This is a genomic window from Kosakonia oryzae (assembly GCF_001658025.2).
GTDB classification, from domain to species: domain Bacteria; phylum Pseudomonadota; class Gammaproteobacteria; order Enterobacterales; family Enterobacteriaceae; genus Kosakonia; species Kosakonia oryzae.
On sequence record NZ_CP014007.2, the window covers coordinates 3,539,026 to 3,561,349 of the forward strand.

22 protein-coding genes are annotated in these 22,324 nt (G+C 55.7%); 12 read left to right on the forward strand and 10 right to left on the reverse strand.

Annotated elements, in window-relative coordinates; genetic code table 11:
- The first annotated feature begins 48 nt into the window (after nucleotides 1–48).
- Nucleotides 49–1,701 (forward strand): hydroxylamine reductase, encoded by a 1,653-nt coding sequence (gene hcp, locus AWR26_RS16865; protein ID WP_064569042.1) that lies wholly within the window; start codon nucleotides 49–51, stop codon nucleotides 1,699–1,701.
- Between the two features lie 10 nt (nucleotides 1,702–1,711).
- Nucleotides 1,712–2,680 (forward strand): NADH oxidoreductase, encoded by a 969-nt coding sequence (hcr, locus tag AWR26_RS16870; RefSeq protein WP_064567558.1) that lies wholly within the window; start codon nucleotides 1,712–1,714, stop codon nucleotides 2,678–2,680.
- Nucleotides 2,681–2,773: 93 nt separating this feature from the next.
- Here hcr and AWR26_RS16875 read toward each other — a convergent pair whose 3' ends face one another.
- Complete coding sequence (locus tag AWR26_RS16875; protein ID WP_043954070.1) at nucleotides 2,774–3,202, reverse strand: DoxX family protein; 429 nt, start codon at nucleotides 3,200–3,202, stop codon at nucleotides 2,774–2,776.
- Nucleotides 3,203–3,352: 150 nt separating this feature from the next.
- Between AWR26_RS16875 and poxB the strand changes: the two genes are divergently transcribed.
- The 4 genes from poxB (at nucleotide 3,353) to AWR26_RS16895 (ending at nucleotide 8,661) form a co-directional block, all read left to right on the forward strand.
- Nucleotides 3,353–5,071 (forward strand): ubiquinone-dependent pyruvate dehydrogenase, encoded by a 1,719-nt coding sequence (poxB, locus tag AWR26_RS16880; RefSeq protein WP_043954071.1) that lies wholly within the window; start codon nucleotides 3,353–3,355, stop codon nucleotides 5,069–5,071.
- Between the two features lie 37 nt (nucleotides 5,072–5,108).
- Nucleotides 5,109–6,107, forward strand: coding sequence for a low-specificity L-threonine aldolase (ltaE, locus tag AWR26_RS16885; RefSeq protein ID WP_043954072.1), 999 nt, complete (start codon nucleotides 5,109–5,111; stop codon nucleotides 6,105–6,107).
- A gap of 9 nt (nucleotides 6,108–6,116) precedes the next feature.
- Nucleotides 6,117–7,553 (forward strand): DUF2867 domain-containing protein, encoded by a 1,437-nt coding sequence (locus AWR26_RS16890; protein ID WP_064567560.1) that lies wholly within the window; start codon nucleotides 6,117–6,119, stop codon nucleotides 7,551–7,553.
- Between the two features lie 94 nt (nucleotides 7,554–7,647).
- On the forward strand, nucleotides 7,648–8,661 hold the full coding sequence (locus AWR26_RS16895; protein WP_064567562.1) for an NAD-dependent epimerase/dehydratase family protein: 1,014 nt from the start codon (nucleotides 7,648–7,650) through the stop codon (nucleotides 8,659–8,661).
- 5 nt (nucleotides 8,662–8,666) lie between these two features.
- On the opposite strand, the gene AWR26_RS16900 is transcribed toward AWR26_RS16895, so the two are convergent.
- The 3 genes from AWR26_RS16900 to AWR26_RS16910 are packed head-to-tail and all read right to left on the reverse strand — an operon-like array spanning nucleotide 8,667 to nucleotide 10,410.
- Nucleotides 8,667–9,245, reverse strand: coding sequence for a WG repeat-containing protein (locus AWR26_RS16900; protein ID WP_244256199.1), 579 nt, complete (start codon nucleotides 9,243–9,245; stop codon nucleotides 8,667–8,669).
- Nucleotides 9,246–9,262: 17 nt separating this feature from the next.
- A complete protein-coding gene (locus AWR26_RS16905; RefSeq protein ID WP_064567565.1) occupies nucleotides 9,263–10,090 on the reverse strand; it encodes an N-acetylmuramoyl-L-alanine amidase in 828 nt (275 codons plus the stop codon).
- Entirely contained in the window at nucleotides 10,087–10,410 is a 324-nt protein-coding gene (locus AWR26_RS16910; RefSeq protein ID WP_043954077.1) for a heavy metal-binding domain-containing protein, read from the reverse strand. The genes AWR26_RS16905 and AWR26_RS16910 overlap by 4 nt, the downstream gene beginning before the upstream one ends.
- A 100-nt stretch (nucleotides 10,411–10,510) precedes the next feature.
- Here AWR26_RS16910 and AWR26_RS16915 point away from each other — a divergent pair, with 100 nt between their 5' ends.
- The 6 genes from AWR26_RS16915 (at nucleotide 10,511) to artJ (ending at nucleotide 15,000) form a co-directional block, all read left to right on the forward strand.
- Complete coding sequence (locus AWR26_RS16915; protein WP_064567567.1) at nucleotides 10,511–11,026, forward strand: lipoprotein; 516 nt, start codon at nucleotides 10,511–10,513, stop codon at nucleotides 11,024–11,026.
- Nucleotides 11,027–11,224: 198 nt separating this feature from the next.
- Nucleotides 11,225–11,953 carry an arginine ABC transporter ATP-binding protein ArtP gene (gene artP, locus AWR26_RS16920; RefSeq protein WP_007374101.1) on the forward strand — a complete coding sequence of 243 codons (729 nt, stop codon included), beginning with the start codon at nucleotides 11,225–11,227 and terminating at the stop codon, nucleotides 11,951–11,953.
- Between the two features lie 19 nt (nucleotides 11,954–11,972).
- Nucleotides 11,973–12,704 carry an arginine ABC transporter substrate-binding protein ArtI gene (gene artI / locus AWR26_RS16925; protein WP_064567569.1) on the forward strand — a complete coding sequence of 244 codons (732 nt, stop codon included), beginning with the start codon at nucleotides 11,973–11,975 and terminating at the stop codon, nucleotides 12,702–12,704.
- A gap of 6 nt (nucleotides 12,705–12,710) precedes the next feature.
- Nucleotides 12,711–13,427, forward strand: coding sequence for an arginine ABC transporter permease ArtQ (gene artQ / locus AWR26_RS16930; RefSeq protein WP_007374099.1), 717 nt, complete (start codon nucleotides 12,711–12,713; stop codon nucleotides 13,425–13,427).
- Nucleotides 13,427–14,095, forward strand: coding sequence for an arginine ABC transporter permease ArtM (artM, locus tag AWR26_RS16935; RefSeq protein ID WP_043954079.1), 669 nt, complete (start codon nucleotides 13,427–13,429; stop codon nucleotides 14,093–14,095). Before artQ ends, artM begins: the two co-directional genes overlap by 1 nt.
- Before the next feature lie 170 nt (nucleotides 14,096–14,265).
- Complete coding sequence (artJ, locus tag AWR26_RS16940; RefSeq protein WP_064567571.1) at nucleotides 14,266–15,000, forward strand: arginine ABC transporter substrate-binding protein ArtJ; 735 nt, start codon at nucleotides 14,266–14,268, stop codon at nucleotides 14,998–15,000.
- Between the two features lie 101 nt (nucleotides 15,001–15,101).
- Here the strand turns inward: artJ and AWR26_RS16945 are convergent, their stop codons facing one another.
- The 6 genes from AWR26_RS16945 to potG form a co-directional block, all read right to left on the reverse strand.
- Entirely contained in the window at nucleotides 15,102–17,426 is a 2,325-nt protein-coding gene (locus tag AWR26_RS16945; RefSeq protein ID WP_064567573.1) for an FdhF/YdeP family oxidoreductase, read from the reverse strand.
- A 112-nt stretch (nucleotides 17,427–17,538) separates the two neighbouring features.
- Nucleotides 17,539–18,666 carry a 23S rRNA (uracil(747)-C(5))-methyltransferase RlmC gene (gene rlmC / locus AWR26_RS16950; protein WP_064567575.1) on the reverse strand — a complete coding sequence of 376 codons (1,128 nt, stop codon included), beginning with the start codon at nucleotides 18,664–18,666 and terminating at the stop codon, nucleotides 17,539–17,541.
- Between the two features lie 41 nt (nucleotides 18,667–18,707).
- Nucleotides 18,708–19,127: a YbjO family protein gene (locus tag AWR26_RS16955; protein ID WP_139227870.1), complete on the reverse strand. Its 420-nt coding sequence runs from the start codon at nucleotides 19,125–19,127 to the stop codon at nucleotides 18,708–18,710.
- Between the two features lie 116 nt (nucleotides 19,128–19,243).
- Nucleotides 19,244–20,098 carry a putrescine ABC transporter permease PotI gene (gene potI / locus AWR26_RS16960; protein WP_007374092.1) on the reverse strand — a complete coding sequence of 285 codons (855 nt, stop codon included), beginning with the start codon at nucleotides 20,096–20,098 and terminating at the stop codon, nucleotides 19,244–19,246.
- Nucleotides 20,095–21,048, reverse strand: coding sequence for a putrescine ABC transporter permease PotH (gene potH, locus AWR26_RS16965; RefSeq protein WP_064567577.1), 954 nt, complete (start codon nucleotides 21,046–21,048; stop codon nucleotides 20,095–20,097). The genes potI and potH overlap by 4 nt, the downstream gene beginning before the upstream one ends.
- A 9-nt stretch (nucleotides 21,049–21,057) precedes the next feature.
- Nucleotides 21,058–22,191 carry a putrescine ABC transporter ATP-binding subunit PotG gene (gene potG / locus AWR26_RS16970; RefSeq protein ID WP_156525221.1) on the reverse strand — a complete coding sequence of 378 codons (1,134 nt, stop codon included), beginning with the start codon at nucleotides 22,189–22,191 and terminating at the stop codon, nucleotides 21,058–21,060.
- Nucleotides 22,192–22,324 lie beyond the last annotated feature (133 nt).

The window sequence follows — 22,324 nt, forward strand, 5'->3', positions numbered from 1 at the left end:
ATCTTAAACATGCATTTAAAATATAACTTTAACAGTGAAGGTGTGACCATGTTTTGTGTGCAATGTGAACAAACCATTCGAACCCCGGCGGGTAATGGCTGTGCGTACGCGCAGGGGATGTGCGGTAAAACCGCCGAAACGTCCGACCTCCAGGATTTGCTGATTGCCGCGTTACAAGGGCTCTCTGCCTGGGCCTGCAAAGCCCGTGACTACGATCTGATCGATCATGAAATCGACAGTTTCGCACCGCGCGCCTTCTTCTCGACGCTGACCAACGTGAACTTCGACTCCGTTCGCATTGTCGGTTACGCCCGTGAAGCGATCGCCAAACGCGAAGCGCTGAAAACGCGCTGCCTTTCTATCGACCCGAACGCCAGCGTTGATAATCCGATGGCTGAGCTGCAACTGGTCAGCGACGATCTGGGCGAATTACAGCGTCAGGCAGCAGAATTCACACCGAACAAAGACAAAGCCACAATTGGCGAAAATATCCTTGGCCTGCGTCTGCTCTGCCTGTACGGCCTGAAAGGCGCAGCCGCCTATATGGAACATGCGCACGTGCTCGGTCAGTACGACAACGCTATTTATGCCCGCTACCATAAAATTATGGCCTGGCTGGGCACCTGGCCTGCGGACATGAACGCTCTGCTTGAATGTTCAATGGAAATTGGCCAGATGAACTTCAGCGTCATGAGCATCCTCGATGCCGGTGAAACCAGCACTTACGGCCATCCGACGCCAACCCACGTGAACGTTAAAGCCGTCGCCGGGAAATGCATTTTGATCTCCGGTCACGACCTGAAAGATCTCTATAACCTGCTGCAACAAACCGAAGGCACCGGCGTTAACGTCTATACCCACGGTGAAATGTTGCCGGCACACGGCTATCCGGAACTGCGCAAATTTAAACATCTGGTCGGCAACTACGGTAGTGGCTGGCAGAACCAGCAGGTGGAATTCGCCCGCTTCCCGGGCCCAATCGTAATGACCTCCAACTGCATCATCGATCCGACCGTCGGTTCTTATGACGACCGCATCTGGACCCGCAGCATTGTTGGCTGGCCGGGCGTGAACCACCTCGAAGGCGACGATTTTGCACCGGTGATCCGCCAGGCGCAGCAAATGTCCGGTTTCCCGTTCAGCGAAATCGAACATCTGATCACCGTCGGGTTTGGTCGCCAGACCCTGCTTGGCGCGGTGGATTCGCTGATAGACCTGGTGAGCCGCGAAAAACTGCGCCACGTCTTCCTCGTCGGCGGCTGCGACGGCGCACGCGGCGAACGTAATTACTTCACCGATTTCGCCACCCAGGTGCCGGATGACTGCCTGATCCTGACGCTGGCCTGCGGGAAATATCGCTTCAACAAACTCGACTTCGGCAATATCGAAGGGCTGCCGCGTCTGATCGATGCCGGTCAGTGTAATGACGCCTACTCGGCGATTATTCTGGCGGTAACGCTGGCGGAAAAACTGGGCTGCGGCGTGAACGATCTCCCGTTGTCGCTGGTGCTCTCCTGGTTTGAACAGAAAGCGATTGTCATCCTGCTGACTCTGCTGTCGCTGGGCGTCACCAATATCGTTACCGGCCCCACCGCGCCGGGCTTCCTGACACCGGATCTGCTGGCCGTGCTGAATGAGAAATTTGGCCTGCGCCAGGTCACGACCGTTGAACAGGATATGCAGCAGTTGCTGAGCGCATAAGGAGATAACGATGACCATGCCAACCCCTCAATGCCCGTGGCGCATGCAGGTTCACCATATCCATAAGGAAACGCCGGATGTCTGGACGCTGTCGCTGTTATGCCACGATTACTATCCGTATCGCGCCGGGCAGTACGCGCTGGTAAGCATTCGCAACAGCGCCGATACGCTGCGTGCTTACACTCTTTCATCCACGCCGGGTGTGAGCGAATACATTACGCTGACCGTTCGCCGTATTGATGATGGCGCAGGTTCCCGGTGGCTGACCCAGGAGGTAAAGCGCGGTGATTATCTGTGGCTGTCCGATGCGCAGGGGGAATTTACCTGTGATAACGAACCGAACGATAAGCTGTTGCTGCTGGCGGCAGGGTGCGGCGTGACACCGATTATGTCGATGCGTCGCTGGCTGGCGAAGTATCGCCCACAGGCCGATGTGCAGGTGATCTTTAATGTGCGTTCGCCGCAGGATGTGATTTTCGCCGACGAGTGGCGAGAATATCCGGTCACGCTGGTGGCAGAAAATGACGCGACCGCCGGTTTTGCTTCAGGCCGCCTGAGCCGCGAACTGCTCAGCAAGGTGCCGGATCTGGCTGCGCGCACGGTAATGACCTGCGGCCCGGCGCCATACATGGATTGGGTTGAGAGCGAAGTGAAAGCGCTGGGCGTGACGCGTTTCTTCAAAGAGAAATTCTTTACCCCTGTCGCGCAGGCTGCCACCAGCGGGTTGAAGTTCAGCAAACTCTCGCCGATGAAAACCTTCTACGCGCCGGTGGGCAGTACGCTGCTGGAAGCGCTGGAAAGCAATAAGATGCCCGTGAATGCCGCCTGCCGCGCCGGGGTTTGTGGCTGTTGTAAAACGCAGGTGATTTCCGGTGAGTATACCGTCAGCAGCACCATGACGCTGACGGAGCAGGAGATTGCCGCCGGTTATGTGCTGGCCTGCTCTTGTCATCCACAAGGGGATTTGGTGCTGGCGTAACGCTTTCTGCACAAAATAAAACGCCCTTCATAGAGAGGGCGTTTTTTTGATCTCATTGACCGGGTAACGTTCCGGTACGCGGTTAACTCTGCACTACTTCCAGGCCGGAGCCACGGAATAGCGGCCCGCGCCAATAAAAGCAATCACCAGCGCAGCAATAAAGAAGTAAACAATACTTTCAATCGCCCACGCGCCGGTCGCATCCAGAGCGCCCGTTTTACCGATGCCGACCAGTAACCACGCCACCACCATCGTAAACGCCAGCACCAGCGCGGAAGGACGAGTCAGAACGCCCAGAATGATCAGAATCGGGCACAGCACTTCGCCAATCAGCACGCCATAAGCAATAAAACCCGGCAACCCTTTTGCCACCAGCATGCCCGCAATACCATCAATACCACCGATTAATTTGTGCAGCCCGTGAAACAACATCAATCCGCCAACCAACAAACGCAACAACAGTCGGCCAAGATCCTCATGCGAAAACATCTTATTAACTGTGTTTAACAATGATTTAACCATTTGAAATGATTCCTGTTTTCATCGACCCTTGTCAGAGTATTACGGAATGTAACTGAAATAAACCCCTGTTTTAAAAAAGGACATGGTTAATCTCATTCCAGGCAGAATCATTGTCTAAGCTTGTAAGCAAGATCACAAAAGGAGTTTTCCATGAAACAGACTGTGGCTGCTTATATTGCTAAAACCCTTGAACAAGCGGGCGTTAAACGGATTTGGGGGGTTACCGGTGATTCTCTTAACGGGCTGAGCGACAGCCTGAATCGCATGGGTACCATTCACTGGATGCCAACGCGTCATGAAGAAGTCGCCGCCTTCGCCGCCGGAGCGGAAGCGCAACTGACCGGTGAGCTGGCGGTTTGTGCCGGCTCCTGCGGGCCGGGAAATTTACATCTGATCAATGGCCTTTTCGATTGCCACCGCAACCACGTTCCGGTGCTGGCCATTGCGGCCCACATTCCCTCAAGTGAAATCGGTAGCGGCTACTTCCAGGAAACCCATCCTCAGGAGCTGTTTCGCGAATGCAGTCACTATTGCGAACTGGTTTCCAATCCGGAGCAGATCCCGCAGGTGCTGGCGATCGCCATGCGCAAAGCCGTGCTGAATAAAGGCGTGTCCGTCGTTGTACTGCCTGGCGACGTGGCGCTGAAACCCGCGCCGGAAAGCGCCAGCAGCCACTGGTACAGTGCGCCGCAACCGGTGATCACTCCGACACAAGAAGAGTTACAAAAACTGGCGCAGTTACTGCGCTACTCCAGCAATATCGCCCTGATGTGCGGTAGCGGCTGTGCCGGTGCGCATAAAGAGCTGCTGGCTTTCGCCGGGAAACTGAATGCGCCGATTGTCCACGCGATGCGCGGTAAAGAGCATGTGGAGTACGACAACCCGTACGATGTCGGCATGACCGGGCTGATTGGCTTCTCTTCCGGGTTCCACACCATGATGAATGCCGATACCTTAGTGCTGCTCGGCACGCAATTCCCCTATCGCGCCTTCTACCCTACCGACGCCAAAATCATCCAGATCGACATCAATCCGGCCAGCATTGGCGCGCACAGTAAAGTGGACATGGCGCTGGTGGGCGATATCAAAGCGACCCTTGCCGCGTTGCTGCCGTTGCTGGAAGAAAAAACCGATCGCCGCTTCCTTGATAAAGCGCTGGCGGATTACCGCGAAGCCCGCAAAGGGCTGGATGATTTAGCGAAGCCGAGCGAGAAATCGATTCACCCGCAATATCTGGCGCAGCAAATCAGCCATTTTGCCGCGGATGACGCGATTTTCACCTGTGATGTCGGCACGCCAACGGTATGGGCGGCGCGCTATCTGAAAATGAACGGCAAGCGCCGCCTGCTCGGTTCCTTTAACCATGGTTCGATGGCCAACGCCATGCCGCAGGCCCTCGGTGCAAAAGCAACCTACCCGGAAAGACAGGTCGTGGCGCTCTGCGGCGATGGCGGTTTCAGCATGCTGATGGGCGATTTCCTCTCCGTTGTGCAGATGAAGCTGCCGCTGAAAATTATCGTCTTTAATAACAGCGTGCTCGGCTTTGTGGCGATGGAGATGAAAGCGGGCGGCTACTTAACCGACGGTACGGAGTTGCAGGACACCAACTTTGCCCGCATCGCCGAGGCCTGCGGCATTACCGGGATTCGCGTGGAGAAATCCGCCGATGTTGACGAAGCGCTCCAGCGCGCCTTCTCAATCGACGGCCCGGTGCTGGTGGATGTCACTGTCGCCAAAGAGGAACTGGCGATCCCGCCGCAAATCAAACTGGAGCAGGCCAAAGGCTTCAGCCTCTATATGATGCGCGCCATTATCAGCGGACGCGGCGATGAAGTCATCGAACTGGCGAAAACCAACTGGCTCAGGTAAAACAGATGTTTAACCTGAGCCAGAGAAAGGAAATGCCGTGATTGATTTACGTAGTGATACCGTAACCCGCCCGGGGCGCGCCATGCTCGAAGAGATGATGGCCGCCCCGGTCGGGGACGATGTTTACGGTGATGATCCCACCGTCAACGAACTGCAGCGTTACGCAGCAGAACTCAGCGGCAAAGAAGCCGCACTGTTTCTGCCGACCGGAACGCAGGCCAACCTGGTGGCGCTGTTAAGCCACTGCGAGCGCGGCGAAGAGTATATTGTCGGCCAGGGAGCGCATAACTATCTCTACGAAGCGGGCGGCGCAGCGGTGCTCGGCAGCATTCAGCCGCAGCCCATTGATGCCGCCGCCGACGGGACGCTGCCGCTGGACAAAGTCGCGGCAAAAATCAAAGCCGATGACATCCACTTCGCACGCACCAAACTGCTCAGTCTGGAAAATACCCACAACGGCAAAGTACTGCCGCGCGACTACCTGAAACAGGCGTGGGAATTTACCCGCGAGCGCGGGCTGTCGCTGCACGTTGATGGCGCACGCATCTTTAACGCCATCGTGGAATACGGCTGCGACCTTAGCGCGATCGCGCAATATTGCGACTCTTTCACCATCTGCCTGTCGAAGGGCCTCGGCACGCCGGTCGGTTCATTACTGGTGGGCGACAAAGCTTATATCACCCGCGCCAACCGCTGGCGCAAAATGACCGGCGGCGGTATGCGCCAGGCCGGGATCCTTGCCGCAGCGGGTCTGTATGCGCTGAAGCACAACGTCGCGCGGCTGAAAGAGGATCACGAGAACGCCGCCTGGCTGGCCGCTCAGTTGCAGGAAATTGGTGCCGACGTGATGCGCCACGACACCAATATGTTGTTCGTCCGCGTTGGCGAACCGGCCGCAGCGTTGGGAGCGTTTATGCGCGAGCGCGATGTGCTAATCAACGCGTCGCCGGTGGTGCGGCTGGTCACCCATCTCGACGTCAATCGCCAGCAGCTCACCGAGGTAGTTCGCCACTGGCAGGCTTTTTTACAGCGCTAAGGAGCAGATGTGGCGCAGCGGATCCTGGTGCTTGGTGCCAGCGGTTATATCGGGCAGCGGCTGGTGGCCGCGCTCAGTCAGCAAGGCCACCAGGTCAAAGCGGCGGCGCGCCAGTTAACGCGCCTGCAAAAGCAGCAGTTGCCCGGCGTGACCTGCCACACGATTGATCTCTATTGGCCGCAGGAGCTTCCGGCGCTGCTGGCCGATGTCGATACGCTCTACTATCTGGTACATAGCATGGGCGAAAGCAGCGATTTTGTGGCGCATGAACGGCAAATCGCCCTGAATGTGCGCGATGCGCTGCGGGAAACGCCGGTCAAACAGGTTATTTTCCTCAGTTCGTTGCAGGCAAAAGGGGCAACGGATTCTGACCATCTACTGGCGCGGCAATATACCGGCGATCAGCTGCGGGCAGCCGGTGTTCCGGTTACCGAATTGCGCGCCGGGATCATTGTCGGCGCGGGTTCGGCGGCCTTTGAAGTGATGCGCGATATGGTATTTAACCTGCCGGTGCTGACGCCGCCGCGCTGGGTGCGTTCGCGTACCACGCCGATTGCGCTGGAAAATCTGCTGTATTATCTGCTGGAGTTGCTGCATCACCCGGCGGCAGAACACCGAGTGTTTGAGGCTGCCGGGCCGGAAGTGCTGAGCTATCAGCAGCAGTTCGAGCATTTTATGCGCGTCAGCGGCGTACATCGCCCGCTGATCCCCATTCCGCTGCCAACGCGGCTGATCTCCGTCTGGTTTTTGCATCTCATCACGTCCGTACCGCCAACCATTGCAAAGGCGCTAATCCAGGGACTGAAACACGATCTGCTGGCCGACGATCGCGCGCTGCGCGGTTTGATCCCGCAAACGTTGATCCGCTTTGATGACGCGGTGCGTCAGACGTTGCAGGAAGAAGAAAAGCTGGTGAATTCCGCCGACTGGGGCTATGACCCGCAGGCCTTCTCACGCTGGCGTCCGCAATACGGTTACTATCCGAAACAGGCTGGTTATCAGGTAAAAACCGTAGCCAGCCTCAGCGCGCTGTGGGAAGTGGTTAACCGTATCGGCGGCAAAGAGCGCTACTTTTTCGGCAATCTGCTGTGGGAAACCCGCGCCGCGCTCGATCGCTTAATCGGCCACCAGTTACCGCGCGGACGCCCCGATCGCGCCTGGCTGCAAACCGGCGATGCGGTGGATAGCTGGAAAGTGATCATCGCCGAACCGGAGCAGCAACTGGCATTATTGTTTGGCATGAAAGCGCCGGGGCTGGGACGGCTGACCTTTACGTTGAGCGACAAAGGCGACCACCGGCTACTGGATGTCCGCGCCTGGTGGCATCCGCACGGCATGCCGGGTTTGTTTTACTGGTTACTGATGTTCCCGGCTCATCTGTTCATCTTTCGTGGCATGGCGCAACAAATTGCCCGTCTGGCAGAAAAAAATAGCGGAAAAGTCTGACGGTTAACCTTTTTCTTTTACTTCTCCCATTGCATCGCGGCGTAATTCACGGAAGAATGCGCGCGATAATTGCTATTCAACACAGTGGATTGATATGAAGGTACTGGTCACGGGCGCAACCAGCGGTTTAGGCCGAAACGCCGTCGAATATCTGCGTCAAAAAGGGATCAGCGTCAGGGCGACGGGCCGCAACGAAGCGATGGGCAAGTTGCTGAGCAAGATGGGCGCCGAGTTTGTGCATGCGGATTTAACCGAGCTGGTTTCATCGCAGGCTAAAGTCATGCTCGCCGATATCGACACGCTGTGGCACTGCTCCAGTTTCACCTCACCGTGGGGAACGCAGGAAGCGTTTGACCTGGCGAATGTGCGCGCCACGCGCCGCCTGGGTGAATGGGCTGTCGCCTGGGGCGTACGCAACTTTATCCATATCTCCTCGCCTTCGCTCTACTTCGATTATCACCATCATCACAATATCGCGGAAGATTTTCGCCCGGCGCGTTTTGCTAACGAATTTGCCCGCAGTAAAGCCGCTGGCGAGCAGGTCATCGATCTGCTGGCACAGGCGAACCCCAACACCCGCTTTACCATTCTGCGTCCGCAAAGCCTGTTTGGTCCGCACGACAAAGTGTTTATCCCGCGGCTGGCGCAGATGATGCACCACTACCGCAGCGTGCTACTGCCGCGCGGCGGTGATGCGCTGGTGGATATGACCTACTACGAAAATGCAGTGCATGCGATGTGGCTTGCCAGCCAGCAGCAGTGCGACACCTTACCCTCCGGGCGGGCGTATAACATCACCAACGGCGAGCCGCGCTCGCTGCGCAGTATCGTACAGCGGCTGATTGACGATCTGGCGATCTCCTGCCGCATTCGCTCCGTGCCCTACACCATGCTGGATATGCTGGCCCGCAGCATGGAACGTTTTGGCGATAAGCGCGCGAAAGAACCCGCCTTCACCCACTATGGCGTATCGAAGCTTAATTTTGATTTCACGCTGGATATCACACGCGCCCAGGAAGAGCTGGGCTATGCGCCGATCGTGACGCTGGATGAAGGCATCAAACGCACGGCGCACTGGTTAAAAGACCACGGCAAGTTGCACCGCTGACAGACTCAGAACGGCCCGGATTTAATTTCAGACACCCGCTGACCACTCTTATCAATGTAGTACCACTCCCCGCCGCTCAACGCGATATGTTCGCCTTCACGCTGCGGTTTGCACCCGATACAGACCAGCGCTTTGCCGCCCTCAAACTGCGAAGCGTAATCATAGCGGGCGGCAATGCGGTTGCGGAAAGTGTCATCCCAGTAGCCCACTTTGCCGTTCTGCGTTGAGCGCACCAGCCCCTCGACAAACCAGTCCGGCCCGTTATCGAAATGCATCACCGACAAATACTCGTGCGCAGAACGCACATAATAGTCCGTATCCTGTTTCCCCGCTGCACGGTTATAATCGTGCAGCCCGACCCACGACATGCCATCGACATCATGAGTTTTGGCAAATAGCGCGGGTAAAAATACCAGCTTGCCCTCTTTCAGCACGGCGCACTCATCCAGCGTTTCCACACTGTCCGTTTTTTTGTCCCAGTAGGAACATGCGTACGGCGGGTTTGGCGCAGCGTGGACAGCAAAAGCCGCCATCAGCAATGCCCCTGTCATGATGCGAAACACCATTTCCATTGACCTCATCATAAAAAAACCAGCGGCAGTCACCCCTGGCCATATTTTTCCAGTAATGCCTCGGCAATGGCCTGGCTTTCGGCATCCGCAACGCCGTTCCATAACCCCGGACGAAAATGCATCTGAAACGCTTCGATCACCCGTTTCTGCTGCTCAGGCGTCATTTCCGGTTTCACTTCATAGCCGTAGCGCGCCAACAAATCGAGCAGCGACGCCGTTTCCACCGGCTGATGAGGAGAACGACCATTCAGATAAAATGCCACCCGCGCTGCATCCGGCCAGACGCCAATCCCCTGAGCGGCCAACGCCTGCCACGGGAATAACGGGCCGGGATCGTCTTTACGCTGCGGCGCGATATCGGCATGCGCCACCACGTTTTGCGGCGCGATGTTGTACCGCGCGATAATATCTTTTACCAGTGGAATCAACGCACTAATTTGCGCAGGCGCAAAAGGCGCAAAGGTTTTCCCGTCCGCGCTCCGTTGCCAGCCGCGGTTCTCTAACTCAATACCGATCGAGGTATCGTTGATGCGCGTCGCGCCGCGCCAGAAACTCACACCCGCGTGCCAGGCGAGATCCTGCTCCGGCACCAACTGCCAGATGCGCGGTTTACCGTGGTACAGCGGCGGGCTGGCGGGCACCAGGTAATGAGCGCTCACCTGCTTGTCGGTAAGCGTCGCCAGCGAGACATCAAAATCATCCGCCGTGTAATGAATTACCAGCACCTTGATACGCGGGTAAGCTGCCTGCGCCTGACGCCGCGTATCCAACTGATAGCCGTTTTTATCGATAATTCCTTTTTCACTCGCACAGCCGGCCAGAAGCAGCGCCAGCATTGCTAATGCATACTTTTTCATCGGCGTGTTTTAACCGCCGTACCGCTGACGCTTACCATCAGCATGCTGCTGTCTTTGCCGACGGTTTCATAATCGATATCAATACCGACCACCGCATCTGCGCCGAGCTGTTGCGCCTGCTCGCCCAGTTCACGAAAGGCAATTTCCCGCGCTTTACGCAGCTCTTTCTCATAGGCGCCAGAACGTCCGCCGACGATATCGCGGATACCGGCAAAAAAATCACGGAAAATATTGGCGCCCAGAATCGCTTCGCCTGTCACGACGCCGCAATACTCAATAATCGGTTGTCCTTCAAGGGTCGGCGTGGTTGAAAATTGCATAAAGTTCTCCTTTTGATTGCGCACGTTACGAGACACATTATCAGATCAATACACTATTCTTGAAAGGTCGTGTCTTCTGAAGAGAAATAAGGAAATCAATATGCGCTATTCAGTTTTGACTCTTGTAATGCCGTGCGCGCTGCTGCTGAGCGCCTGTACTACCGTAACCCCGGCCTATAAAGATATTGGCACCCGTAGCGGGCAGTGTGTGGAAGGCGGTCCTGACAGTGTTGCACAACAATTTTATGACTACCGCATCGCCCATCCGGGCAGCGACCTGACCGCATTGCGCCCGTACCTGAGTGACGACCTGGCGAAAATGCTGAATAACGCCAGCCGCGATCCGCAAACCGCTGCGCTGTTTAAAACCGATCCCTTCTCCAGCCGTAGCGTTGCCGCCGATCATGCCGACGTCACCAGCGCTTCCACCATTCCCAATAGCGATGCGCGGAATATTCCGCTGCGCGTAACATTAAGCCAGGGCAGCCAACGCTGGCAGGATGAAGTACTGATGATCCGCGAAGGACAGTGCTGGGCGGTGGATGATGTCCGCTACCTGGGCGGCTCGGTACACGCGCCCGCCGGTACGCTGCGCCAGTCGATAGAACATCGCTAACCGTTATGGTAACCCCCGTAAATTGTCTGGCATTCCCCGGGGAATGCCGACATTTATGCCTGGTTCCCTCGCCGCCCGGTATTTTGTGCTAACTTTATCGCATAACCTGGTTTATTTTTAAGTTTTAACGCACAAATATTGCATAACTATTCTGTCAACGTTACTATTTGCGGCCTCAATTGCTATCAGACTGCTTCGATGAGTATTAAATTAAACAGCATCAATTGCTTTTATGGCGCACACCAGGCGCTCTTCGACATCACACTGGATTGCCCGCAGGGCGAAACGCTGGTGCTGCTCGGCCCAAGCGGTGCGGGTAAAAGTTCGCTGTTGCGCGTACTCAACCTGCTCGAAATGCCGCGTTCCGGCCAGTTAAGCATTGCAGGCAACCATTTTGATTTTGCCAAAACCCCGTCAGATAAAGCGATTCGTGAATTGCGCCAGAACGTGGGCATGGTGTTCCAGCAATATAATCTTTGGCCGCATCTGACCGTGCAGCAAAACCTGATTGAAGCGCCGTGCCGCGTGCTCGGTTTAAGCAAAGATCAGGCGCTGGCGCGCGCCGAGAAGCTGCTGGAGCGTTTACGTCTTAAACCCTATAGCGATCGCTATCCGCTGCACCTGTCCGGCGGACAACAGCAGCGTGTCGCCATCGCCCGTGCGCTGATGATGGAGCCGCAGGTTCTGCTGTTTGATGAACCCACTGCCGCACTCGATCCGGAAATCACCGCGCAAATTGTCAGCATTATTCGTGAACTGTCGGAAACCGGCATTACGCAGGTCATCGTGACCCACGAAGTGGAAGTGGCGCGCAAAACCGCCAGCCGCGTGGTGTATATGGAAAATGGTCACATTGTTGAGCAAGGGGATGCCAGCTGCTTTGCCGCGCCGCAGACCGATGCATTTAAATACTACCTATCTCACTGAAGACTCGGGAATAAAGACAATGAAAAAAGTACTGATTGCCGCACTACTTGCCAGCATCAGCCTTAGCGCTACAGCAGCCCAGGCCATTCGTTTTGCGACGGAAGCGAGCTACCCTCCGTTTGAATCCACCGATGCCAATAACAAGATCGTCGGCTTTGATGTGGATCTGGCGAATGCGCTGTGTAAAGAGATCGATGCGACCTGTACCTTTACCAACCAGGCCTTTGACAGCCTGATCCCGAGCCTGAAATTCCGCCGTTTTGACGCGGTAATGGCCGGTATGGATATCACGCCAGAGCGTGAAAAACAGGTTCTGTTTACTACGCCGTACTACGATAACTCTGCGCTGTTCGTCGGCCAGCAGGGTAAATTCACCAGCATCGATCAGCTGAAAGGCAAACGTGTTGGCGTGCAGAACGGCACCACACACCAGAAATTCATTAACGATAAACACCCGGAAATCACCACCGTGCCTTACGACAGCTACCAGAATGCGCGTCTGGATCTGCAAAACGGCCGCATTGATGCTGTCTTTGGCGACACCGCAGTGGTTACCGAATGGCTGAAAGCCGATGCCAAACTGGCAGCGGTAGGCGATAAAGTGACGGACAAAGAGTACTTCGGTACCGGTCTGGGTATCGCCGTACGCCAGGGCAATACTGAGTTGCAGCAGAAATTCAACGCTGCGCTGGAAAAAGTGAAGAAAGATGGGACTTACCAGGCCATCTACAGCAAATGGTTCCAGAAGTAATCCTTAATGAACGAAATGTTTCCATTAGCAAGCGCCGCCGGGATGACCGTCGGCCTTGCCGTTTGTGCGCTGCTCATCGGCCTGGTGCTGGCGATGATCTTTGCCGTGTGGGAGTCCGTTAAGTGGCGTCCCATTGCATGGATCGGTACCGCGCTGGTCACGCTGCTGCGCGGCCTGCCGGAAATTCTCGTGGTGCTGTTTATCTATTTTGGCGCCTCGCAGCTCCTGCTAACGCTCTCTGATGGTTTCACCATCAATCTTGGCGTAGTGCAAATCCCGGTGCAGGTACAGATTGAAAACTTCGATGTCAGCCCGTTCCTGTGCGGCGTGATCGCGCTCTCTCTGCTCTATTCGGCTTACGCTTCGCAAACCCTGCGCGGTGCGTTAAAAGCGGTGCCGGACGGGCAGCGCGAATCCGGCCAGGCACTCGGTCTGTCGAAAGGGGCGATCTTCTTCCGTCTGGTGATGCCGCAAATGTGGCGCCATGCGCTGCCGGGTCTGGGTAACCAGTGGTTGGTGCTGTTGAAAGATACCGCGCTGGTGTCGCTGATCAGTGTTAACGATCTGATGCTGCAAACCAAAAGCATTGCGACCCGTACCCAGGAGCCCTTCACCTGGTACATTGTGGCGGCGGCGATCTACCTGGTGATCACTCTGTTCAGCCAGTGGATCCTCAAACGCATTGACCTGCGTGCGACGCGCTTTGAACGGAGGCCGGGATAATGCTTGCCTATTTACCAGAGCTGTTTAAAGGCCTGCATACCAGCCTGACGCTAACCATCGCGTCACTGATTGTGGCACTGATTTTGTCGCTGCTGTTTACCGTCATCCTGACATTGAAAACGCCGGTGCTGACGCACATCGTACGCGGCTATATCACGCTGTTTACCGGTACGCCGCTGCTGGTGCAGATCTTCCTGATTTACTACGGCCCCGGTCAGTTTCCGTCGTTGCAGAACTATCCGTTTATCTGGCATCTGCTGTCGCAGCCGTGGCTGTGCGCGCTGCTGGCGCTGTCGCTGAACAGCGCGGCGTATACCACGCAGCTGTTTTACGGCGCGATCCGCGCGATTCCGCAGGGCCAATGGCAATCCTGCAGCGCGCTGGGCATGAGCAAAAAAGATACGCTGGCGATCCTGCTGCCTTACGCTTTTAAACGCGCCCTTTCGTCCTATTCCAACGAAGTGGTGCTGGTGTTTAAAAGTACATCGCTGGCTTACACCATCACACTGATGGAGGTGATGGGGCACGGCCAACTGCTCTACGGCCGTACCTATGACGTGATGGTGTTTGGCGCTGCCGGGTTGATTTATCTGGTGGTGAACGGTCTGTTGACGTTAATGATGCGTCTGATTGAACGCAAAGCGTTGGCTTTCGAACGCCGCAACTAATTGCATAAATAATAATCAACGGCGAGATAATGCTTTCATTTCTCGCCTTTTTTATATCCAATTAAATATATTTAAGCATTTTTATTGCATATAAATTCAATTAGTGGCATCGTGAACGCCATGCTGAAGACACGGCAACAACAATAAGATTGATCGACAGGAGTTCGAAAATGAAAAAACTGATGCTGGCCGCCGCCCTGATTGCGACTTTCGCTGCGAGCGCCTCTGCTGCTGATAAAATCAATTTCGGCGTTTCCGCCACCTACCCGCCGTTTGAATCGCTGGACGCGAACAATAAAATCGTCGGTTTTGATATCGACCTGGCAAATGCGCTGTGCAAACAGATGCAGGCAGACTGCACCTTCACCAACCACGCGTTTGACAGCCTGATCCCGTCGCTGAAATTCAGAAAATATGATGCGGTAATCTCCGGCATGGATATTACGCCAGAGCGCGCTAAACAGGTCTCTTTCACCGAACCGTACTATGCGAACTCCGCCGTGGTGATTGCCAAAAAAGACGCGTTTAAATCTTTCGATGATTTGAAAGGCAAACGCATCGGAATGGAAAACGGCACCACACATCAGAAATATTTGCAGGATAAGCACCCGGAAGTGAAAACCGTGGCTTATGACAGCTACCAGAACGCGATTATCGACCTGAAAAATGGCCGTATCGACGGCGTGTTTGGTGATACCGCCGTGGTTAATGAGTGGCTGAAAACCAACCCGCAGCTTGGCGTTGCAACACCGAAAGTGACCGATCCGCAATATTTCGGTACTGGTCTCGGCATCGCTGTTCGCCCGGAAAACAAGGCGCTGCTGGAAAAACTGAATGCCGCCCTGAAAGCGATCAAAGCTGACGGCACCTACCAGAAAATCAGCAACCAGTGGTTCCCACAGTAAGTGCTTAACGCCGGATGACGCTTCGCTTATCCGATCTGAAGAGTGAAAATACTCTTTGTCGATCGGGTAAGCTGTTAGCCGCTATCCGGCGATTTTCCTCTTTAACGCCGCGCGCCTGAAGTGGCCACCGGCACCTCAACATGTTCCATAGCAACCGGAATGCTTTTATAGGCCGGAATACCACTTTGGGTATCGTGGCTGTCCAGCGGCACCAGAATATTCGCTTCCGGGTAATACGCTCCCACCGAACCGGGCGCCATATCCAGCACCACAACGGTGAGGTTTTCCATGCGCCGCGATGTCGGATTGCCATCAGGATCGAGCGCCACCACGTTCACCTGATCGCCCACGCGCAACTCGCGTTTTTCCGCTTCGTCAGCATTGATAAACAGTACATCCCGTCGTCCGGTCACACCGCGATAGCGATCATTAAGACCATACAGTGTGGTGTTGTACTGATCGTGGCTGCGTAGTGTGGTCAGCACCAGATCGTGGCATTTGAGCGAGCGCGGATCTTCATTAATACCCTGCATCACTTTGAACTGCGCCAGGCCGGATGGTGTATTCCATTCGCGTTCCGAAGCCGCATTGCGCAGCCGGAAGCCGCCCGGTTTTTTTATTCGTGTATTGAAATTACTGAATGCCGGAAAGACCGCTTCAATGGCATCACGAATATTGCTGTAATCGCTGACCATCTTCTCCCAATCGACAACGCTTTGCGGCAACGTTGCTTTGGCTAAAGCGGCCACCAGCGCCGGTTCCGATTTCAGATGCGGTGACGCTGGCGTCAGCGTGCCGCGCGACGCATGCACCATCGACATGGAATCTTCAACCGTCACGCTTTGCGCGCCAGATGCCTGTAAATCCGTTTCAGTACGCCCCAGCACCGGCAGCAAATAATTATGTTTGCCGATCAATAAGTGCGAGCGATTCAGTTTTGTAGCCATATGCACCACCAAATCCAGTTTGCGCATCGCCGGGAATGTCGCAAGAGGATCGGAAATGGCCTCCGCCAGATTCCCCCCGAGACAGAGCAGCGCTTTGCTCTTACCGTCGCGGATCGCCTGGATTGCAGCAACGGCACCATGACCGTGCTGCTGAGGGGGTTTAAAACCAAACACTTTTTCAATGCTATCGAGCAGCGGCTGTGGCGGAATTTCGGTAATGCCAACAGTGCGATCGCCCTGCACATTGGAGTGCCCGCGCAGCGGGCAAATCCCCGCACCTTGTTTACCAATATTGCCGCGCAGCAGCAGCAAATTAGCGATTTGCTGCACATTCTGCGTACCGTACTGATGCTGCGTGATCCCCATGCCATAGCAGATGATGGTGCGTTCAGCATCAGCATACAGCCGGGCGATATTCTGGATCTCTTTGCGCTCCATTCCGGAAACTTTAAGAATATGTTCCCAGTCGGTAGCATCGAGATCGGCTTTAAGCGCATCAAACCCCTGCGTATGCTGGCGAATAAACGCCTCGTCAATCACACCCGGTTCGCCTTTGGCTTGCGACTCTTCATGCATCGACAGCAGGATTTTCATCACCCCTTTCAGCATCGCCGCATCGCCGCCTACCCGCACTTTGTAGTAGGTTGAAGCCAGCTTCGTCGAGCTGAGCGCCAACATTTCAATCGGGCTTTGCGGCGAGGTAAAACGTTCAAGGCCGCGCTCGCGCAACGGATTGATTGCCACAATGGTTGCGCCGCGTTTAGAGACTTCACGCAGCGTACCAAGCATACGCGGATGGTTAGTGCCTGGGTTGTGACCGATACACAGTACCAGGTCGCAATGATCAAAATCGTCCAGTTCAACGGTGCCTTTGCCGACGCCAATGGATTCCGGTAAGCCGACGCTGGTCGGCTCGTGGCACATATTGGAACAATCCGGGAAATTATTGGTGCCGTACTCACGGGCAAACAGTTGCCAGAGAAAGGCCGCTTCGTTGGAGGCGCGCCCCGAAGTGTAAAACTCAACGCTGTTGGGATCGTCGTAGCTGCGCAGAAGCTCGCCAATTTCACGAAAAGCGGTTTCCCATTCGATGGGCTGGTAGGTATCGCTGGCGGCATCATATTTCATTGGATGCGTTAAGCGCCCCTCGCCTTCCAGCTCAAAGGCATTTCGCTTCCACAGTTCGCTCACCGTATGCGCAGCGAAAAACTCCGGCGTGGCGCGTTTGCTGGTTGCCTCCCAGGAGACAGCTTTGGCGCCGTTTTCACAAAATTCAAAGGAGGAAGTGTGTTGCGGATCGGGCCATGCGCAACCGGGGCAATCAAACCCCTGTGGCTGGTTTACTTTGAAGAGAGCAATGACATCCTGCTTAACAGACATTTGGCCGCGTAACGCATCGGCGACCGCTTTTAATGCGCCCCAGCCGCCTGCTGATCCGCCATACGGCGCAATACCTATTGTTCGGTTCTGTTCTTTCATTCTGCCCCACATTGTTTGATGGCCTGATGTTGCTTAAGCCTGGTACAAAAAACAGGGGCGCGCGGGGAAAACCGAGAATATCGTCTCGCAAATTGCCGTTTAAGCGGGAGAATTAACGCCTGATTAGCAGCGTCAGCACCTCGTAATGTGCAGTATGTGGAAACATATCAAACAGTTGTACGCGTTCGATGCGATAGCCCGGAAGCCGTCGAATATCTTTCGCCATCGACTGCGCATTACAGCTTGAATAGACGATAAAAGGCGGCGCCATATGGCTTAAATAGCCGCATAATTCCGCGCCGATGCCGCGTCGCGGTGGGTTAACCAGCACCAGATCCGGCGCATCCTGTTGCGCAGTGGCGAACTGCGTGGAATCAAGCGCCTGAAAATGCAAATTATGCAGCCCCAGCACCTGCGCCGACTGCGTTGCACAGGCGATCGCTTCCGGGGCGATCTCAATGCCAGTCAGCCGCATTTCAGGGGTCGCGCAGTGCAGACCAAAACCGCCGACGCCACAGAACAGATCCCACATATGCGCGACCGGTAAAGCACGCACCCAGTCGCGGGCAGTGGCGTATAACGCGCTGGCAACGACCGGGTTGGTCTGGAAGAAGCTTTGCGGGCGGATCCACAGCGGCACACCATTGAAATTTTCCGCCAGCGCCTGCTGTTCGGTGAGGAAAATCTCCGTCTCCCCTTCCATGATCGCCATATGTACAGGCTGGATATTTACCGAAATGACCTGCAACTGCGGTAATTGCGCCTGCAACCACGGCAGCGCGGCGCGAAGTTGCGTCAGCTTAGCTTCGGAACGCAAGACAAAACGCAGCATCATGCCGCCATCCTGCTGGCTTTCAGTCAGCAGCAGGTATTTCAGTTCGCCGCGCTTACGCGCCACGTTGTAAGGCGTTAGACCCGCACGGGCAATAAAGGGTTTAAGCGCAGCAAAAACCGGGACAAAAGAGTCGGGATAGAGCGGGCAATCGGTGAGATCTTCCGGCGTACCGTCGCGGTGCAGCATACCGAGCAGCGGTTTTTCTACGCTACCGCTGACCACCATTTTGGCTTTATTGCGAAACCCCTGCTCCGGGCCGCTCACCGGTGTGCGCCACTCTGCTACCGGCAACCCCGCCAGCAGGTGATGGAGATCGTCCATCTTAGCGGTAAGCTGGGTGACAAGCGGTTGTTCGATCCACTGACAGGAGCGACAGCGACCAGCATCGTAGAGAGCGCACTGCATAATAAAGCCTTTCGTTTTGCGGGGCCGGGATTGTACCACCGTTATTGCAGGCGGAAAAAGCGTCGGCTGGGCGCGGGAATAAACAGCAGGAACAGCACCAGCATATCGGGCAGTTTTTGCAGCATCAGCGAACGGAAAATCTCCCGGCGCGATCCACCGGCAATGCTAAACAGCTCCGGATAACCATAACCGAGCGAGGCGGCCCACAAATAGCCGGTGGCGATAAGCTGCGTCAGAAGATAGAGCCAGCGCGCCCAGTTGCGGCCTTTCACCACCGAAAACGCGCAGAGGATTTCGATAAACACCAGCAACAGACTGCCGAGAAAAATCAGCGTCAGCGCCCAGGTTTGTGCGCTGCGCTGGACAAAATCGATAATACCGCGCACGCCCAGCACATTGAGCACCATCAGCACATCGACACAGCGAATAGTGATGATAGCAATAGCCGCCACCTGCACCATCGCGGGTACATTCAGTTTCGCGTGATGAGTGGTTTTCTTAAAGAAGCCCAATCCTGTGATTTCCCTGTGAAAAAATGCCGCGACAAGCGCGGCATCAGCGACACAATTTTCCGATTTTAATGAGAATGATCTTGTCTTGCACGCTGGATATCACGAATCCGCTGCTTTTCTGTGCGCGCCATCAGATACCAGGCGATTAAACCAACAATCCCGACCACGCCGAGGATCAGCGTCGCCAGCGCGTTGATTTCCGGGTTCACCCCCATACGCACGCTGGAGAAGACCAGCATCGGCAGCGTCGTCGCGCCCGGCCCGGAGACAAAGCTGGCGATCACCAGATCATCCAGCGACAGCGTAAAGGCCAGCAGCCAGCCGGAGATCACCGCCGGCATGATCATCGGCAGCGTAATGACAAAGAAGACTTTCAGCGGCGTAGCGCCCAAATCCATCGCCGCCTCTTCAATCGAACGATCGAGTTCACGCAGGCGCGAGGAGATCACCACCGCCACATAAGCAGTACAGAACGTGACGTGCGCCAGCCAGATGGTTAACATCCCGCGATCCGAAGGCCAGCCAATCGCATGCCCGAGCGCGACAAACAGCAGCAGCAGCGACAGGCCAGTAATTACATCCGGCATGACCAGTGGCGCGGTGATCATAAAGGCGAAACCGTTGGAGCCACGGAAGCGGCCAAAACGCACCATCACAACAGCGGCGATGGTGCCGAGGATCGCCGCCATGGTGGCCGCACAGGCGGCAATGGTCAGGCTTAACCCCACCGCGCTCATCATCGCATCATCGTGGAACAGTTCGCCGTACCAGCGCGTTGACCAGCCCGCCCATACCGTGACCAGCTTCGAACTGTTGAACGAGTAGATCACCAGCATCAGCATCGGCGCATACAGAAATGAGAACCCAAGCACCAGGATCAGGATGCGCCACGGCGATCGCACTACCGGTAAGTTGTTCATGCGTGATCCCCCGCCTGTTTCTGCTGATGTTTGTGGAACCACATGATCGGCATAATCAGCAACAACAGCATGATCACCGCCACCGCAGAGGCTACTGGCCAGTCGCGGTTATTAAAGAACTCCTGCCACAGCACGCGCCCAATCATGATGCTGTCCGGGCCGCCAAGCAGTTCCGGGATCACAAACTCACCCACCGCCGGGATAAACACCAGCATCGACCCGGCGATAATCCCGCCTTTGGTCAGCGGCACAATCACGCTGAAGAAGGTTTTCAGCGGTCGCGCGCCGAGATCCAGCGAGGCTTCCACCAGCGAATAGTCGATACGCGTCAACGCGGTATAAATCGGCAGCACCATAAACGGCAGATAGGCGTAAACGATGCCAATATAGACCGCCAGGTTGGTGTGCAGAATGTTCAGCGGCTGATCGATAACGCCCAGCCACATCAGGAAGTTATTCAGCACGCCGTTGCTTTTCAAAATGCCCATCCACGCGTACACGCGGATCAGGAACGAGGTCCACGACGGCAGGATCACCAATAACAGCAGAATATTGCGCGTTGACGGTTTACTGTGCGCCACCGCCCAGGCCAGCGGATAGCCAAGCAGCAAACAGCACAGCGTGGAAATCGCCGCCACTTCCAGCGATTGCAGGTACGCCTCGATATAGAGCGGATCGTCGGTCAGTTGCAGGAAGTTGCCGATATTCAGCGTGACCGTAAGCTGGCTGTCGGCCCACTCAATCAGATCGGTATACGGCGGGATCTGGCGCGCCATCTCCGCAAGGCTGATTTTGAAGACAATCAAAAACGGCAGCAGAAACAGCAAAATAAGCCAGATATAGGGCAGCGCAATCACCAGCTTGCGCCCGTGGCGCATCTGCATACGCGCCAGCCACAGTGTTAAACCGCCCGGTTTTTCAACCCGGGCCGGCGGCTCCAGTGTACTCATCACCGCTCCTTAAACCGTCAGAACCACACAACTATCGGCATCCCAACAGAGACGAACTTCGTCGCCCCAGGTTGGCGCGCCTTTACGGTAGCGATGCGCGTTTTGCAACTGGGCGCTGATCATCTGCCCGCTTTGCACACGCACGTGATAAATAGAAAGGTCACCAAGATAGGCAATATGCACCACTTCACCGACGGCAAAGTTGTAGCCATCGGCTGGCGGCTCGTCGCAGAGCATGATTTTTTCCGGACGCAGCGCCACATACACCGGCACGTTGTCCACCACCGAAGCATCCGGATCGACCTTCAGCGGATGCACCAGCCCCGGAGACTCGATCACCAGGCCATCATCCTGCCGCTCTTTCAGCAACCCTTCGAAGACATTGACCGAGCCGATAAATTCAGCGCTGTAACGGGTAGTCGGATGCTCGTAAATCTCTTCCGGCTCGCCAATCTGCACGAATTTACCGCGGTTCATGATGGCAATACGGCCGGCCATGGTCATCGCCTCTTCCTGATCGTGCGTGACCATCACGCAGGTCACGCCGACGCGCTCGAGGATATCCACCACTTCCAGTTGCATACGGTCACGCAGTTTTTTGTCCAGCGCGCCCATCGGTTCATCCAGCAGCAGCAGTTTCGGGCGTTTCGCCAGGCTACGCGCCAGCGCCACGCGCTGACGTTGCCCGCCGGAAAGCTGATGCGGCTTACGTTTGGCGAACTCGCTCATATGCACCAGATTGAGCATTTCCGCCACGCGGCTGGCAATTTCCGCTTTCGGCAATTTGTCCTGTTTCAGGCCGAACGCAATGTTCTGTTCAACCGTCATGTGCGGGAACAGGGCATAAGACTGAAACATCATATTAATGGGGCGCAGATATGGCGGCACGTGCGCCAGATCGACGCCGTCGAGCATAATTTGCCCCTGCGTTGGCTGCTCAAAACCGGCCAGCATACGCAGCAAGGTCGATTTGCCGCAGCCGGACGCGCCGAGCAGTGCAAAAATTTCGCCTTTGTAGATAGTGAGGCTGACATCATCAACGGCATGCTGGCCGTCAAACGATTTGGTCAGATTGCGGATTTCAAGCAGCGGCGTCAGATCCTTGCGGCTCTTCGCCTGTGGGCGGGGAATAGCGTCGTTCAATCCAGTGCTCTCCGGCATAAACATCACCCTGTTTCAACAGGTTGACTTACAAATGGCCGGACAGAGGCGCAGTACCTCTGTCCAGCTTTGGGGCAATCGCACCATCATGGTGCACTCAAATCACCGGTCAGGT